A 16473-nucleotide genomic window follows, 5' to 3' on the forward strand; every position below is an offset into this window, starting at 1 on the left:
CCTGAGAGGCATCCGGGCGCGGATTTCAGGCAGTCCGGCCCACGCGAACAGCGGAGTGCTTCGGCATGACCAGCCATGCCCTGGCCAACTCGCCGCGGGTCGTCGATGCCGACGTCCACGGCCCCTGGAATCCCGGCATAGAATCGAGCTTGCCGCGCTCGATCCTTCCGCTGGCCACCGTCTTCCGCGCCGAGAACGTCGAGACTCCTCTCGCTGACGCTTATGAGATGAGCGATGTCAGCGGGCTGCCGCTGACCCAGGTCGTCCGTTTCCGGCCCGAGCGACTGGTGGTCCACGAGGTTCTGATCCGCGTAATGGCGGATCTCTCCGTACCGATGGGACAGACCTACGGCGATCTCGGCGTGAACTTCCGCGCGATCGTCTCGATCATCCTGTGCGAGGGCATCGCGGATCACGCCCGGGAGATCGCCGCCCGCCATGCGGAGATTTGCTCCATCGCCGCCGCGCTCTTGGATAGCGAGATTGCCGCGATGCTGGACGAGCGTCATCCGTGTGCCGAGGTCACAGAGCCGGCGTCGTGGCTTCGCTTCTGGCGCCTGCGCGATCGGAGGACGAGCCCTCACGTGCAGGAGAGGTGGGACCCGGCGAGCCGAGCCGAGCACCATCTCGAGGCTTGGCAGGTTCGGACGATCGCGACCGACGATCCCCTCTCAGCAGCGGCCTGTGCAGCGCTTCGCTGCGTGGTCGCAAGTCTCATCGGCCGCCGTGGCTTCCTGATTCGCGACCGGGTGCTCCTTGGCAGGCTGGCCGGCACCCTCGTGTCGAACGGCTATGGTAGCCGCGTCCTAGGTGAGATGATCGAGCCCTGGATCCAGGAGATCGTGGCGCGCCATGGCTACGTCCGCCTGGAAGCACAGCCAGCCCCTGTGATCCTCAACGTCAAGGGCTCCTCCGCATCTGGCAAGAGCACGATCCGGCCCTACCAACGGGCACTGGTCGAGGCCCTGGGGCTCGACTGGCTGGACTTCGCGCTGATCACACCCGATGTCTGGCGCAAGTTCCTGCTCGACTACGACAGTCTGGGGCCAGCACGACGCTACGCCGGACCGCTCACCGGCCACGAGGTCGAGATCGTCGACCGCAAGCTCGACGGCTACATGGCGCGCAAGGCGGATGCCGGACGCATCTCCCACCTCCTCATCGACCGCTTCCGCTTCGACAGCTTCGCGGTCAATCCCGGCACCGAGATGGGGAGCCAACTGCTCACCCGCTTCGGGCATCAGGTTTACATGCAATTCATGATCACGCCGCCGGATGCCACGGTGGAGCGAGCCTGGAAGCGCGGCGAGCAGTTCGGCCGCTACAAGGCGGTGGAGGACCTGCTGGCGCACAATGTCGAGGCCTATACGGGCATGCCGTGGCTCTTCTTCACCTGGGTGCTGCGGCCCGACAAGGAGGTCCATTTCGAGTTTCTCGACAACAGTGTGCCGGAGGGTCAGCGGCCCCGCACTGTCGCGTTTGGGTCGAATGGGGTCATAAATATTCTCGACGTTCAGGTTCTGCTCGACATCGATCGCTATCAAGCGATCAACATCCAAGCCCGCGATCCGGAGGCGGTCTATGTCGGCGTTCCTCCCCCAGAAACGCTTGGGGCGATGCGCTTCCTGCGGGATTGCCTGCGCCGGATGACCATCATCCGCTTCGCCGATCACGCTACCGGGCGGGTGCTCGCGCATCTCGAGAACGGGCGCCTCGCCAGTCTAGCGCCGATGCTTGCCGAGGCGGCCCCGATGGTGCATCGGGTACTGACCGCCCTGGATGTGCTCTCGTCGGCGGAGGCGACCGTGGACACCGGCGAGGCCCTCCGGATTAAGGGAGCGTGCACCCTCGGTGCCTGGGGCGAGGACGCAGCGCCTGAACCACCGACCTAACGGCGTTCACAAAGGTGCGGCGTCAAGGAAAATTATCGGCTGCGACCTGTTCATTTGCAATGCAGCATGAGAAAACCGCACTGCAATATGCCGTCAGGAGGCCGGCCGTACTCGCATCCATCCTCGTAACGATCTTCACCCTCATCGCCCTGCAGGTCGTGCTGGTGATCAAGCTCGCCGATTGGCTGTCGCAGTACAGCGGGTCCGTCGAGGGCCACAACGAGATCATTGCCGGTGCCGGCCACGGCCGCTTCGCCGGCATCGCCTGAGTCGTTCGACCGTTCCGAGGAGCAGTCTTCCTAAAAGGGGAGGGCGGCATCGAGGGATCGAGGCCGCGCGAGTTGGGAGGAGAAACCGGGTTGAGGGACGGGATTACTCGGCGGCGATCTTCCGGACTGAGCCGATGGCGCCGGATTCGGCGATCTTAAGGCGCTCGGCTTCGGAGTAGCCGAGGAACTTGGAAAGGATCTCCTCGGTGTGCTCGCCGAGCAGGGGCGACCGGGTGATCTCAGTCTCGCTCGCCGAGAGCCGGATGGGATTGCCCACCGTCAAGTACTTGCCGCGGGTGGGGTGATCGACTTCCACCACGGTGCCGGACTTGCGCAGGGATTGGTCCTCCGCGATCTCCTTCATGGAGAGGATCGGGCCGCACGGCACGTGCAGAGCGTTGAGGATCTCCATCGCCTCGAACTTGGTCTTCGACATCGTCCAGGATTCGATGCGGGTGAAGATCTCGTTCAGATGCGGCAGGCGAGCCTTCGGCGTGGCGTAGTCGGGATGGGTCGCCCAGGCGGGTTCGCCGATGACATCGCAGATCTGCGGCCACACAGCTCCCTGCGTGATGAAGTAGATGTAGGCGTTCGGGTCGGTCTCCCAGCCCTTACACTTGAGGATACGGCCCGGCTGGCCACCCCCGGAATCATTGCCGGCGCGCGGCACCGAATCGCCGAACGGGATACCCTCGCCGAACTGGCTGTATTCCGGCAAGGGGCCCCGCTCGAGGCGCTGCTGGTCGCGCAGTTTTACGCGGCACAGGTTCAGCACCCCGTCCTGCATGGCACAGTCGACCCGCTGGCCAAGGCCGTTCTGGGTCCGGTGGTACAGGGCTGTGACGATGCCCAGTGCCAGATGGAGGCCAGTTCCCGAGTCGCCGATCTGGGCCCCCGTCACCATCGGGATATCGGTGCGGAACCCCGTGGTGGAGGCAGCACCGCCGACGCATTGCGCCACATTCTCGTAGACCTTGCAGTTCTCGTAGGCGCCCGGGCCGAATCCCTTCACCGAGGCGAGGATCATGCGCGGGTTGGCGACGTGGATCGCCTCCCAGGTCAGGCCCATCCGAGCGAGGGCACCGGGGGCGAAGTTCTCGACGAGAACGTCGCACTCGCCGATCAGACGCCACAGCACCTCGATGCCCTTCGGATTCTTGGTGTCGAGGGTGATTGAGCGCTTGTTGTGGTTCAGCATCGTGAAATACAGGCTGTCCACATCGGGGATGTCCTGCAACTGCTGGCGCGTGGCATCGCCCACGCCCGGCCGCTCGACCTTGATCACGTCCGCGCCGAACCAGGCCAGCAGCTGCGTGCAGGTCGGGCCCGACTGGACGTGCGTGAAGTCGAGGATCTTGACGCCTTCGAGGGCTTTCATGGCACAGGCTCACCTATCCGGGAGACTTCAGCGCGGGCATTCGGCGAAACGACGATCGCGGGAGGAGGCCCTCCCGCGCGGCGTTGACGGCGCCGCCCTGGCCGGAGGGTACGGAGCCCCCCAGGAGAGGCCGCGCCGTGCCTCCGGAGACGAAGCCGATCTCCGGAGGTGCTGCCGTCCATCAGCTCAGGCGGTCTTCTTACGGACCACAGTGCTTGTCGGGTTCAGGCTGCCGATGTTGCCACTCTCAGTGCCGGCGGCGGGGTCGATAACGGCGTTGATCAGGGTGGGCTTGCCCGAATCCATCGCCGCGTTGACCGCCTGTGAGAGCTCGTCCGGCGTCGTGACGTGGACGCCGACGCCGCCGAAGGCCTCCATCATCTTGTCGTAGCGCGAATCTTTCACGAACACCGTGGTGCCGGGATCGCGGCCGGTGGGATCGGTGTCGGTGCCGCGATAGATGCCGTTGTTGTTGAAGACCACGATGCAGACCGGCAGATCGTACCGGCAGATCGTCTCGACCTCCATACCGGAGAAGCCGAAGGCCGAGTCGCCCTCCACTGCGAGGACCGGCTTACCGGTCTCGACGGCGGCCGCCACCGCGAAGCCCATGCCGATGCCCATGATGCCCCAGGTGCCGACATCCAGGCGCTTGCGCGGCTGGTACATGTCGATGATGCCGCGGGCGAGGTCGAGGGTATTGGCGCCCTCATTGACGAGGATCGCGTCGGGCCGCTCCTTGATGATGGTCCGGAGTGCGCCCAGCGCTCCGTGGAAATCCATCGGAGCCGAATTCTTCTTCAGCTTCGAGGCCATCTTGGCGAGGTTCTCCTCCTTCTTATTCCGGATCGCATCAGTCCAGGCCGTGGGGGGCGCCTGCCAGTTCTGGCCCATGCCGTCGAGGAGAGCGGTGACGCAGGAGCCGATGTCGCCAACCACCGGAGCGACGATCTCGACGTTCGAGTCCATTTCCTTCGGCTCGATGTCGATCTGGATGAACTTTTTCGAGCCGGGGGCGCCCCAGGTCTTGCCCTTGCCATGTGAGAGCAGCCAGTTCAGGCGCGCACCCACCAGAAGGACGACGTCCGCCTCCTTCAGGACGAGGGAGCGGGCCGCGCCGGCCGATTGCGGATGGGTGTCGGGGAGGAGGCCCTTGGCCATGCTCATCGGCACGTAGGGAATACCGCTGCGCTCGACGAGGTTGCGGACCTCCTCGTCGGCCTGGGCGTAGGCGGCGCCCTTGCCGAGAACGATCAGCGGACGCTTGGCGCCCTTCAGCACGTCGAGCGCACGGGTGATGGCACTCGGGGCCGGCAGTTGCGCTGGAGCGGCGTCGATCACCTTAACCAGGGACTTGGCGCCGGCCTCGGCGTCCATGACCTGGGAGAACAGCTTGGCGGGCAGGTCGAGATAGACGCCGCCTGGGCGGCCTGAGACGGCGGCGCGGATGGCGCGGGCAACGGCGATGCCGATGTCAGCGGCGTGCAGCACGCGGAAGGCGGCCTTGCACAGGGGCTTGGCGATGGCGAGCTGATCCATCTCCTCGTAGTCGCCCTGCTGCAGATCGACGATCTCGCGCTCGGAGGAACCCGAGATCAGGATCATCGGGAAGCAGTTGGTGGTGGCGTTGGCCAGCGCCGTCAGACCGTTGAGGAAGCCGGGCGCGGAGACGGTTAGGCAGATGCCGGGCTTCTTGGTGAGGAAGCCCGCGATCGCGGCGGCGTTGCCGGCGTGCTGCTCGTGGCGGAAGGAGATGACGCGCATGCCGGCGGCCTGCGCGAGGCGGCCGAGATCGGTGATCGGAATGCCGGGCACGCCGTAGATGTTGTCGATACCGTTGAGCTTCAGCGCGTCGATGACGAGGTGGAAGCCGTCGATCTGCTCGCCCGCGTGATCGGACGTGACACCAACGCCGGTGGCGACGTCGTGGACGGCCTGCGTGGATTCTGAGCCAGCGGTTCTATCCATGGTGTTTCCTCCATTTGGGGCGCTTCTTGTTGGATGGCGCGCCGTTCTTGGTCGTGTTCGAACGTATGAGGCCGTCGTTTGACTGAACTCGTTCCGAGTGGCTCAAGTTTTCAGCGTAAGGTAACGACCAACCTGTCAGCATCCCTGCGGCTGATATTCGAGATATCTCGAGATTCGCTCAGACGTAGGCTGTTATGAAAATATTATATCAATTCGTGCTGATCGATCGCTTGGGGATCGGTCTGCGTTACGCGAGGATCTGATCGAAGGATTGTGTTGAATGCAGTGCTGCCAATCCCAATCATCCAGTTGTCAGTCCAAGAATGGTGGCATACCAAATACCACGTGTCAAACTGGATCTGGGTGAATGGTTTGGGCTTGGGATCGCTCTCTGGCGCCCTGCACCGGAACGGAAAACCAATGCTCCGTTCGATACGGGCAGCCGTTCGTCGTCACAGCTTGGTGAGTCGACGTAGCTATGTTGTTGTTGCAGGGGGGATATTCAAATCTTGTCCCGGGTCAAACGCTCAGGTTTCCTTGTGTTCCGAGAGCGGGTTCGGCATGTTCCGGACCAAATTGACGGTGCCTCAGCGTCCTACCGATCGTTCCAGGTGTAAGCATGGTTGAGTCCACGACCTTTCAGATCAAGCCGCTCGCCGCCACGTCGAGCTTGCGTGCGCTTGCCTACGATGCGCTGAAGGAAGCCATTACCAACATGAACATCTACAGCCAGCGCGACGAGGTCAGGCTCGACGAGCGCAAGCTGTCCCAGGATCTCGGTGTCAGCCGCACTCCAGTCCGCGAAGCCCTCACGGTTTTGGAGCAGGAAGGTTTCGTTCGGTTCGAAGCCCGTCGCGGCGTCTTCGTGATCAAGAAGTCGAAGAAGGAGATCGTTGCGATGATCCAGGCTTGGTCAGCCCTGGAGAGCATGGCCGCACGACTCGCTTGCGAGCACGCTACCGACGAGCAACTCGGCTGCCTGCGTATCCATTTCCCCGAATTCTACGAGGGGCGCCCAACCGATCACATGGATGAGTACTCGGATGCAAACATCCGGTTTCATCAGAAGATCATCTCGCTCGGCGGCTGCGATGTGATCAAGGACATCACCAGCAACCTGCTGATGCATGTCCGCGGCATCCGAAACACCGCCCTGCGCCAGGGCGACCGGGCAGCGAACTCAATCAAGGAGCATGTTGAGATCATCCAGGCCCTTGAGGCACGAGATGCTGAGCGCGCCGAACGCCTCGTGCGCGAGCACGGCCTGGGCCTCGCCCGCCACGTCGAGAAGTACGGCGACTACCTCGACTGAGGAGGTGAGGACGCTGGTCTCTGCGATTGCGGTTTCTCAGTAGCTCGGGACCAGCCGTTCCTCCGGCAGCGGCGCTTCCATATGGAAGTGCAGTCCGCTCGCTGCATAGTTGATAGCCACGGTAGCGTTACACTGCTGTGCCAGGACCCGCTGAAGCAGAGTCGAGCCGAAGCCCTTGCGCTGCGGCGGCGTCACCGCCGGCCCACCCGACTCCGTCCAGTCGAGGGTCAGGCGCCGTCCGGTGTCACCTGCCAGGACATCCCATACGATCGTGATCCGGCCGCCCGGTTCAGAGAGCGCTCCGTGCTTCGCCGCGTTCGTGGTCAGTTCATGGAACGCCATTCCGGTTGGGACGGCGAGGTCCGCTGCCAGCTCGATCACTGGCCCCTGGAGGTGGATACGTTGGCTCTCTGCATCGTTGTATGGGCTGAGCTCGTTCTCTAGTAGCTCGTGCAGGGGAGCCGTCTGCCAATAATCCTCAGTGAGGAGTGTGTGGGTTTTGCCCAGCGAGACGATCCGGTTGGAGAAGGACTGGTAGAACGTTTCGACATCATGGGTGGACCGTGCTGTGGCGCCGAGCAGGCCCTGCACCGTGGCGAGCGTGTTCTTGACACGATGATGAAGCTCTCGAATCAGCAGTGCTTGACGTTCATGAGTCTTCTGGCGCTCGTCCAGGTGGGCGGCCACCTCCCACTGGCGGCGACGGGCGCGCAGGGCTGAACGTACCGCATTGGCGAGCACTGCCGGATGGAACGGCCGCTCCAGCAGGGTCACGTTGCCGAGTAGGCCGTTAAGGCGTTCGTCGGGTGAGGCGCCACGATGGCTAAGCAGGAGGAAGGGAAAGTCGGACCAGGGGGGTTGTTGCTCGGACCATTCGGCGATCGCCCGTCGGTCCGAGTGCAGGAGAGCCTCTTCGGTGATCACCGCGCAGGCCGCAACATCCAGGTCCGCCACCAGGTCCGCCAGGTTCGCCTTGATCCGCGAATTGATGCCGACCTCAGCCAGGATCGCGGCAGCGATGCGCGCGTCGCGTCCGCCCGGTGCCAGGATCAGCGCGATGGGATCAGGCTGCGCCATGGGAGCCGGTCTGACTACCGGTGATCAGCGCCGATGAAGTGGGTCGGTCATCGAGAAGATCGGCGCGGTCGCCCTCGAAGGTCGGCACGCCGGTGAGCACGCCACGAAAATCCTTGAGCACCTCTCCCACCCGGAGGCCCTGGGAGTCGATCCGGAACTCTCGGATCGTGTCCTCGTGCGGACCGGTGCGCTTCTTCAGGACCGAGAGGGCGCGGCGCACATGGCCGCCCGCCTCGAAGAAGCGGAGCATCACCACTGTGTCGCTGACATAGGTGAGATCGACCGGCGCCTCCATCCGCCCCACCATCCCGTGCTGGGCGAGGACTAGGATCGTCACCACACCCTGCTGGTTCAGATAAGTTGTCATCTCGTGCATCTGCAGCACCAAGTGCGGCTGCCCACTCATGGCGCTCATGTAGCCAGTGAGGCTGTCGATCACCACGACCCGCGCACGATCGGTCTCGACCGCGTCGCGGATCCGTCCGGCGAAATCGCCCGCCGAGACGTCGGCCGGGTCCATCTGTTCGATCCGTAGGCGGCCGGATTCAATGTGGTGGCCGACCGCGAAACCGATCCCGGAGGCCCGTCGCTGAAGGATGCCGGCGGTCTCATCGAAACTGATGATGAGACCGTGCTCGCCTCGATCGAGGGCGGCCATCAGGTAACCGAGGGCGAGGGTCGACTTACCGGCGCCCGAAGGGCCGATGATGAGGCTTGTGGTGCCCCGGTCCAAGCCCCCGCCGAGGACCGCGTCGAGTTCCGGAACCCCGCAGGCAACAGTCTCGGGCTCGAATTGAGCATGGTGATCCGCTGCTACGAGGCGGGGGAAGATGCGAACCCCGCCACGTCTCAGCACGAAATCGTGGAAGCCGCTCTCATAGGAAGTGCCGCGCATCTTGATAATGTGCAGCCGACGACGTCCGGCGCCGTAGGTCGGTGTCACCTGTTCGAGGCGAAGAACCGCGTGGCTGATGGAATGCAGATTAAGATCGTCGTCTTCAGAGCTGAGATCGTCGAGCATCAGCACGGTGGCGTTGTTGAGCAGGAAATAGCTCTTCAGCGCCAGCACCTGCCGCCGATATCGCAGTGAGCCCTGCGACAGCAGGCGGATTTCCGACAAGCTGTCAAATACCACCCGGACTGGATTGACGCGCTCGATCTCGGCGAGTGCCATCCGGACCGTTTCTCCCAGTTCCAAGTCGGATGAGTGGATAAGGCTTTGCTGCTGCTCCGAATCCAGGCTGAGCTCCGGCGGAACCAACTCGTAGATTTCGACCCCGTCCAGGGACCAGCCGTGGCGCTCAGCGACCGACAGAAGTTCGCGCCGGCTCTCCGAGAGGGTGATGTAAAGGCCGCGCTCACCCCGCTTCAAGCCATCGAGAAGAAATTGCAGCCCGAGGGTCGTCTTGCCACTGCCCGGCCGCCCCTCGATGAGATGAGCTCGCTGCGCCGCGTAGCCGCCGTGAAGGATCTCGTCGAGGCCCGGCACTCCGGTCGGGATCGGCGCGGCGTCGCCGGCGACGGGGGTCTGCATGGATAGATCCGCAACGTGAGAACCGCGTCCATCATAGGTGGGGCGCCCCTCGGCGTCGCCGGTATTTATGCCACACCGCCGGGGTATGAACCCCGCTGTACGTCCAAGATGCCCGCAGCGGTTTGCAAGATCGACCTTCGTCCATCTCCGCCGAAGGTTGCCCTTTGCAGAACCGCGAGGGCACCGTATCAGGGCCGGCTCTTGCCGCGCGGCCGCGAGATACAGCCCGCCTCGCATCTTTCCTTTCGAGCTACCGGAGTGCGGAGCCCCGATGCGCGAACCGAACGCGGTGGATTTCTGGCGGGGCCTGGCCCTCGTCACGATCTTCGTGAATCACATTCCCGGCAACACCTTCGAGCGCTACACGTATTCGCAGTACGGCATCTCCGATGCCGCCGAGCTGTTCGTCTTCCTCGCCGGCTGGTCGATCGGGATCGCCACGCGCAATCGCGACGGAAGCCCCGAGCCGCGGCTGAAGACCGTGCTGCGGCTGATGTCGCGCACCATCGAGGTCTACCGCGCGCAGATCACCACGATGGCGCTCGCCCTCGGCATGATCGCCGGCACCGCCCTGGTGCTCGACAACCCGTTGCTGCTCGAATGGCACAATGCCGGAAGCTTCTTCGCGGATCCGATCCAGACCATGGTCGGGTTCGTGCTGCTCACTCACCAGCTCGGCTTCTTCAACATCCTGCCGCTCTACGTCGTGCTCCTCGGCATCGCACCCGTCTTCGTGCTGATCGGGCGGGTGAGCCGTCTCGCCGCCCTGTTCCTGTCTTTCTTGCTCTATGCCTCGAGCCTGGTGTTCGAGTGGAACGTGCCATCCTGGCCGGGGGAGGGCGACTGGTTCTTCGATCCGCTGTGCTGGCAGCTTCTGCTGGTTCTCGGCTTCACCATGCAGGACTGGAGCCGGACTTCGCCTTGGCTGAAGCGCTGGTCGCGTCGGCTCCTACCGGTGGGAGTGGTCATCGTTCTGACCGGCATCGCCCTCTCGGTGCTCGAACTACGGCCTGATCCGCTCCTCGTACCCGATCCGCGCCTCGTCTTCACCTTCGACAAGACCTACCTGTCCCCGGCGCGGGTCATCCACTTTCTCGGCGTACTCCTCGCTTTCCAGACGCTCTACGGGTTTCTCGCCCCGCGGCTCGGATGGATCACGGCTTTCCTCGCCAGTCTGGGACGAAATTCGCTTGCGGTCTTTTCCATCGGCTCACTGCTCAGCCTGGCCGCGCAACTCGTTCGCTTCTGGACTGGCGGCGGTGTCGTTGTTGACGTTTTCGTCGTAGGGTCCGGCCTGTTCGCACTGGGTTTCACCGCATGGTTCGTCGAATGGCGCTCCCGAAAGCCGCGGGTCTCCTCGCCCTGAGCCTGGCTCTCCTCTGCCCGTTCGGCGGAGACAGAGCCTGGGCGCAGGAGCCGGCGGCCCATCAGGACCCCGCGAAGGTGGGAGCTCCGCCCCCGACTGTGGTCTCGCCTCCGAGCGTCGCTGCCGGTCAGGGGCTGGACGCAGAGGCGGTCGACGTGACCCTGTCGCCGGAATGTCGGGTGCCGGGCTCGAAGCTCTACACTCTGGCCCGCCTCGGCGCGGTCAAGGCTGCTCTGAAGGAAAAACGCCCGGTCCGCGTGCTCGCCATCGGTGCGTCGACCATGGGGCTTGGATCCTCCGCCACCTACCCGGTCAAGCTGGAGACCGCCCTCGAGCGCTCCCTGCCGGATGTCGACGTGGTGGTAGAGAGCCGGGGCTTGCAAGGCGAGATCGCGTCGGGGGCGGGCGAGCGCCTGCGCAGCATGGTTGCGGAAGTCGAGCCCGACCTCGTCATTTGGCAGGTCGGCTCCCACGATGCTCTTGCCCGGGTCGATCTCGATGCCTTCGGCACGGCCCTCGACGAGACCGTGCAATGGATCAAGGGGCATGAAATCGACGTCGTGCTGGTCAGTCCGGTCTACACCGCGAGCCTTGCCTCGGACGATTATTACACCAGCCTCGTGCGCAAGGTGCAGGAGGTCGGCTTGCGCGAGGGTGTACCGCTGGTGCAGCGCTACGAGGCCATGCGCTATCTCGCGCGCCGCAACGACAAGGGCGAGGGGCATCTCCTTGGCAGCCAGTTCCGGCTGAACGATCTTGGGCTGCGCTGCATGGCCGAACACGTCACCCGCGCCATTACCCTGTCGCTGCTGCAGCCGGATCCAGCCTCGACGGGCAGCGCCGGGCGACCCGCCCTGACGTTGGCGCCGCCGAAGGAATCTGCCGGGACCAAGCCACCTGCGACTGCGCCCGCCGGGCCCTGAACCAAAGCCTTAACCGCTCGGCTTAACCGCGCCGCAATGGCGAAGGCCCTACACCGGCCTGGATCGGGCGGGGGCCATTCGGTGAGTATAGCGACGGACAGGATCGGAGCCACCGGTGCATGGAGCGCGCTGACGCGTCTGCGTGGCGGTGCCGCCGGTGCGGCGATCCATGTCTTCGCGATTCGCATCGGCGCCGCCGGCTTCGCCTATGTCGGACAGGTTCTGATGGTGCGCCTGATGGGCGGCACCGAGTACGGGATCTTTGCAGCGATCTGGGTCTGGATCGCGATCCTCGGTCATTCAGCCACCCTCGGCCTGTCGCAGGGCGCCTGCCGGTTCATTCCAGCGGATCAGGCCCGGGGTGACCTCGCTGCCGTCCGGGCCTACCTCATCGGCGGTGCGACCGTCACACTCGGCAGTGCTCTGGCCGTCGCCCTCGGCGGTCTCGCCCTGGTCTGGGTGGAGGGCTCCCTGCTGGAGGGGCCCTATGCCGCCCCGCTTATCGTGGCAGCGCTGGTGCTGCCGCTCTTCGCCCTCCAGGATTACTGCGAGGGCGTGGCCCGCGGTCAGAACTGGGCCGTGCTCGCCATCGCGCCGCCGTACCTGCTGCGGCAGGGCCTGATCATGGCCGCCATGCTCGCGGCTGTCGGGTTCGGGGCCCCGGCGGAGGCGCGCGTCGCCGTCCTGTGCACCCTCGTGGCGACTGGAATCGCCGTGTCGATCCAGGCGGCCCTGCTACTGCGGCGCCTCCAGGCGATCCTGCCCACCGGACCGCGCCGCTATGCCTGGCGGCGCTGGTTGCGCGCCTGCCTGCCCATCGCGGGAAGCGATCTCGCCACGTCTGCGGCCAGCTTCATCGACGTCGTCGTGCTGAGCCTTCTCGTTCCACCCGCCACGGTGGGATTGTACTTCGCCGCGACCCGGATCCAGCAATTCGTGGTCTTCGTTCATTTCGCCGCCACGGCCGCCACGGCGCAGCGCTTCACCGCGGCCCATGCGGCCGGGGACCGGGCTCGGCTCGCCGATCTGATCGCGCTGCAGGCGCGTCTTACCCTGGCAGCCACCGTCGTGATCGGAATCGCCGTCCTCGCGGCCGCGCCCCTCCTGCTGGGCCTGTTCGGCCCCGAATTCCGGGACAGCCTGCCCCTCCTCGCTGTCCTCGTTGCCGGCAGTGTCGCCGCCAGCGCCTTCGGTCCGGGCGAGGACCTGCTTAATATGCTGGGCGGTGAGCGCCTCGCCGCCGGGGTCGCCGTCGGCATGTTGGGTCTGGCCGGTGGCCTCTGCTTCATCCTGGTCCCGATGCTCGGGGTAATTGGAGCCGCCGTCGCCATGGCTCTCGCGACCGTGGTGCGAGCCGCTGCCATGGCCTGGGCGGCGCACGCGGTGCATGGTCTGGTCACGCCGGTCCGGATCGGTCTGTTCGGGAGATGGGGTCGATGAGCGCCGCTCACGCCCGGCGGATCGCGCCGGCCTATACACATGCGATCACGACGCTCGCGTCTCTCGGGCGCGAAGCGGCGGCCTGGGACGACCTCTCGGCGCGTGCGGGAGACGCCCATCCCTTCTTCGGTCGACACGTGATGCAGGCCCATCTGGCGAGCGGCCTGGCGTCGTCGGACCTGCGGGTCGTCGTCGTGCGTGGGCCGGAGCGCCTCGAGGCGGTGCTGCCGTTTCGCCGCTCCTACGATATCTGCGGACTCGGACGATCCGTGCTGTTGCCGTTCGTGTCGCCCTTCATCACCGCGTCCGCCCCGCTGGTGGCCGAGGGCCCGGACAGGCCCGCGATTCTGGCCGCCCTGGTGGGGGGCCTTGCCGCCGCTTCCGGCGGGCGGGCATGGCGCTGGCCGCTGCTCTCGGTCGAGGCGGCGCCGGGCCAGGACCTGCTCGCCGCGATGGCGGAGGCCGGGTGGGATCTCGGCGAGGTGGCGCGTTTCGCCCGTCCGGTCCTCGATAGGCGCGCCGATCATGCCGCTTTCCTGGCTGGGCATCCGCATCCCTCGCGGCTCAAGGATCTGCGTCGCCGGCACCGCCGCCTCGCCGAGGGCGGTGTGGTGAGCCTTGAGACCGTGACGCAGGGACCGGCTCTCGCCCGCGCGGTGGAAATTTTCCTCGACGTCGAGGCCGCCGGATGGAAGGGGACCGCCGGCAGCGCCATGGCCTGCCGCACGGCGCATGCGGCCTTCGCCCGCGCGGTCTTCTGGGCTGAGGGAGGTCCCGTCGGCGTCCGGGCCGACATCCTGAGCCGCGATGGAACGACCCTCGCCGTCAGCCTCGCCCTGGTGGCGGGGGGAACCGCCTATCTCCTGAAGACTGCCTATGACGAGACCGCCCGGGCCTTCGCGCCGGGCCTCGTCCTCGAGGCGGAGATCGTGCGGGCGCTGCATGCCGACGGTTTCGCCGACCGCCTCGATTCCGCGACCCTGGCCGGTTCCGCCCTGGAAAGCCTGTACCGCGAGCGCGATACCGTCGCGGAGGTCATCGCGGTGCCGGACGGGGCACGAGGGCTGATCGGGCTGGAGCGGCGTCTCCGGCTCGCCCGCTTCGAGGAGACGGCCCGGGGCGAGGCGCGCCGGCTGCTGCGTCGCTGAGGGCGGGCGCCGAGCGGGATTGTGACGTCCTGGCGAGTCCGTGCTACTGCGCCGCCTCGGCATGCCAGACAGGACCTACCATGCGCCGTCCCCTCTATGCCCTCACCGGAGCCTTGATCCTCGCCATGACTGCATCCGCATCCGCCGAGACCATCACCACCCCCTCGGGCCTCCAGTACCGTGACGAGGTCGTGGGCACCGGCCCCGAGCCGAAGGCCGGCCAGAAGGTCAGCGTCCACTACACGGGCTGGCTCGACGACGGTGGCAAGCCGGGCAAGAAGTTCGATTCCTCGCGGGATCGCGGCACGCCCTTCACCTTCACCCTCGGCGCCGGGCAGGTCATCGCCGGCTGGGATACGGGCGTCGCCACGATGAAGGTCGGCGGCAAGCGCACGCTGATCATCCCGCCGGACCAGGGCTACGGCCCGCGCGGCGCCGGCGGCGTGATCCCGCCCAACGCGACCCTGATCTTCGACGTCGAGCTTCTCGGCGCCCGCTAGTATACCACGCCGGTCGCGTCGAGGTCGCGCGACCGGCGCCCCGTGCCGCCTCAGTCGGCGGTGTCGGGTCGGGACTCCCATTGCGCCTCGGGCGCAACCGGCCGGAAGACCAGGCCGACCTCGCCGGACAGGCGCGCGACGAACGTGATGCCGGCGGCTTCCAGCGCGTTCCGGATGGCGGCGCGCGTCCGCGGCCGCAACGCGGCACCGCCGCTTTCCTCGAATCGCTTGATGCTGGAGCCCGAGACCTCGGCGGCCGCCGCGAGGTCCGGGATCGACCAGTTGAGCATCGCCCGGGCGCTCCGGATCAGCGGCCCGGAAATGTCGAACAGCGCCAGGTCCCGGGGCTGGGTCATCACGCTGGCCGTGCTGGTCATGTCTATGACGAGGCCGATCCACTCCCGGACCGAGCGGTCGGGATTGAGCACCGGGACGGCCCGGCTGCTGACCCAGCGGTAATCCCCGTCGGCACGGCGCAGGCGGTAATTGGCTTCGTAGGGTTCCTGCCGGCGGAAGGCCGTCGCCCAGGCGCTCGCCGCGCGCTCCCGATCCTCGGGATGGATCGCCGAGGCCCAGCCGCCGGCATGCCACTCCTCCGGGGTCTGACCCGTCAGGGTGCACCAGCTCGGGGACGGTTGATGGACCCCGTCCGGGCTCATCAGCCAGACCACGGCCGCGATCGCCTGGACCAGGCCCTCGTAGCGCGCCTGGTTGCGCAGGACGGATTGCGTGGTCTCATGCCGGCTGGTCACGTCCACGATCAGGCCGTCGGCCCGGACCGGACGGGAATCCGCCCCCAGCACCACGTTCCCCTTGAACTCGACCCAGCGCACGGTCCGATCCGGCCGAACGATCCGGAATCCGCGATCGACCGGGATCCCGGTCCGCAGCGCGGCCGAGACCTCCTCGAAGATCGGGCTGTCCTCGGGATGGACGAGGGCGCGCAGCGCCTCCATCCGGGTGGTCTGCTGGGAGAGGCCGGTGAGCCGGGCGACGCCGTCCGATAGCGAGAGCACGCCCGACCGGAGGTCGATGGACCAGAGCCCGATCTGCGCCAGTTCCTCGACCAGCCGGAGAATCTGCGCGAGCGAGGCGGGAACGGGCTGACGCGGTTCCTCTCTTGGCACAGAAATTCCGGAACGGATCAGACTGGCGGAAAACAAGGAGTCATCTCTCATGACTACGTAAGTGCAGGCACACGTTGCCTGCACCTTGCTGGATTATGAGAGCCCATCGCGGCAAGTCCAGTTAAAAGCCGGGGCGCTACATTAAAAATCATTCACAATAGCTCTGATATGCTACAAGACCGAGGAGGTGTTGCCGCGCCGCAGAGGCGTTTCCCGGCCGCAGCATTGCCGCGGAGCGACGCGCTCGGCCTGAGCCGGAGGCGCAATGCTCTCGGATGTTTGTCTTCGATCGCAACGCGATACACCGCCGCGACGGCTGCCGGACCTGTCCCGGAGCCGCATCCGCCCGGTGGCTGGTCCTGAACCGGCTCCCTGGCGTGCAGAGCCGGACGTCTGCGCCCGCCCCTTGCCGGAGACCGGGCTGCGCGCTCGGCGCAGGGTCGAATCGTGTCGGAGACGGGCGGTGCATCGGGGGACGCGGTGTCCGCCCGATCGCGGTCGCAGGAATTCTCTCCTCGGGTGATCGCAAGCTCTTCGCG

The 16473-nt window shown here is 66.0% G+C and carries 13 protein-coding genes; 8 read left to right on the top strand and 5 right to left on the bottom strand.

Annotation, left to right across the window (positions count from 1 at the left end):
• Window positions 1–65 precede the first annotated feature (65 nt).
• Both AC0IY1_RS11700 and AC0IY1_RS11705 read left to right on the top strand, forming a co-directional pair.
• Complete coding sequence (locus AC0IY1_RS11700) at window positions 66–1892, top strand: DEAD/DEAH box helicase family protein (RefSeq protein ID WP_471769680.1); 1827 nt, start codon at window positions 66–68, stop codon at window positions 1890–1892.
• Between the two features lie 59 nt (window positions 1893–1951).
• Window positions 1952–2161 carry a hypothetical protein gene (locus tag AC0IY1_RS11705; RefSeq protein ID WP_471769682.1) on the top strand — a complete coding sequence of 70 codons (210 nt, stop codon included), beginning with the start codon at window positions 1952–1954 and terminating at the stop codon, window positions 2159–2161.
• 103 nt (window positions 2162–2264) lie between these two features.
• Here the strand turns inward: AC0IY1_RS11705 and frc are convergent, their stop codons facing one another.
• Together frc and oxc are read right to left on the bottom strand one after the other, a co-directional pair.
• On the bottom strand, window positions 2265–3539 hold the full coding sequence (frc, locus tag AC0IY1_RS11710; RefSeq protein ID WP_471769684.1) for a formyl-CoA transferase: 1275 nt from the start codon (window positions 3537–3539) through the stop codon (window positions 2265–2267).
• Between the two features lie 186 nt (window positions 3540–3725).
• Window positions 3726–5507 carry an oxalyl-CoA decarboxylase gene (gene oxc, locus AC0IY1_RS11715; protein ID WP_471769686.1) on the bottom strand — a complete coding sequence of 594 codons (1782 nt, stop codon included), beginning with the start codon at window positions 5505–5507 and terminating at the stop codon, window positions 3726–3728.
• A gap of 619 nt (window positions 5508–6126) precedes the next feature.
• Between oxc and AC0IY1_RS11720 the strand changes: the two genes are divergently transcribed.
• Window positions 6127–6819: a GntR family transcriptional regulator gene (locus AC0IY1_RS11720; protein ID WP_055957088.1), complete on the top strand. Its 693-nt coding sequence runs from the start codon at window positions 6127–6129 to the stop codon at window positions 6817–6819.
• Window positions 6820–6855: 36 nt separating this feature from the next.
• Here AC0IY1_RS11720 and AC0IY1_RS11725 read toward each other — a convergent pair whose 3' ends face one another.
• Together AC0IY1_RS11725 and AC0IY1_RS11730 are read right to left on the bottom strand one after the other, a co-directional pair.
• Complete coding sequence (locus AC0IY1_RS11725) at window positions 6856–7896, bottom strand: sensor histidine kinase (protein WP_471769688.1); 1041 nt, start codon at window positions 7894–7896, stop codon at window positions 6856–6858.
• Entirely contained in the window at window positions 7883–9430 is a 1548-nt protein-coding gene (locus AC0IY1_RS11730; RefSeq protein WP_471769690.1) for an ATPase domain-containing protein, read from the bottom strand. The genes AC0IY1_RS11725 and AC0IY1_RS11730 overlap by 14 nt, the downstream gene beginning before the upstream one ends.
• Before the next feature lie 271 nt (window positions 9431–9701).
• On the opposite strand from AC0IY1_RS11730, the gene AC0IY1_RS11735 reads away from it, so the two are divergent.
• The 5 genes from AC0IY1_RS11735 to AC0IY1_RS11755 all read left to right on the top strand — a co-directional run bounded on the left by AC0IY1_RS11735 (window position 9702) and on the right by AC0IY1_RS11755 (window position 14807).
• Window positions 9702–10796, top strand: a complete 1095-nt coding sequence (locus AC0IY1_RS11735) for an OpgC family protein (protein WP_471769692.1) — start codon at window positions 9702–9704, stop codon at window positions 10794–10796.
• Entirely contained in the window at window positions 10760–11719 is a 960-nt protein-coding gene (locus tag AC0IY1_RS11740; protein ID WP_471769693.1) for an SGNH/GDSL hydrolase family protein, read from the top strand. Before AC0IY1_RS11735 ends, AC0IY1_RS11740 begins: the two co-directional genes overlap by 37 nt.
• An 81-nt stretch (window positions 11720–11800) precedes the next feature.
• The gene (locus tag AC0IY1_RS11745; protein ID WP_471769695.1) at window positions 11801–13159 is read left to right on the top strand and encodes a lipopolysaccharide biosynthesis protein; all 1359 of its coding nucleotides are present in this window, start codon (window positions 11801–11803) and stop codon (window positions 13157–13159) included.
• Window positions 13156–14307, top strand: coding sequence for a GNAT family N-acetyltransferase (locus tag AC0IY1_RS11750; protein ID WP_471769697.1), 1152 nt, complete (start codon window positions 13156–13158; stop codon window positions 14305–14307). Before AC0IY1_RS11745 ends, AC0IY1_RS11750 begins: the two co-directional genes overlap by 4 nt.
• A gap of 80 nt (window positions 14308–14387) precedes the next feature.
• On the top strand, window positions 14388–14807 hold the full coding sequence (locus AC0IY1_RS11755; RefSeq protein ID WP_055957076.1) for an FKBP-type peptidyl-prolyl cis-trans isomerase: 420 nt from the start codon (window positions 14388–14390) through the stop codon (window positions 14805–14807).
• Between the two features lie 50 nt (window positions 14808–14857).
• Here the strand turns inward: AC0IY1_RS11755 and AC0IY1_RS11760 are convergent, their stop codons facing one another.
• A complete protein-coding gene (locus AC0IY1_RS11760; protein ID WP_471769699.1) occupies window positions 14858–15934 on the bottom strand; it encodes a PAS domain-containing protein in 1077 nt (358 codons plus the stop codon).
• Window positions 15935–16473: the final 539 nt, after the last annotated feature.

This window comes from Methylobacterium sp. AC690 (assembly GCF_979256535.1).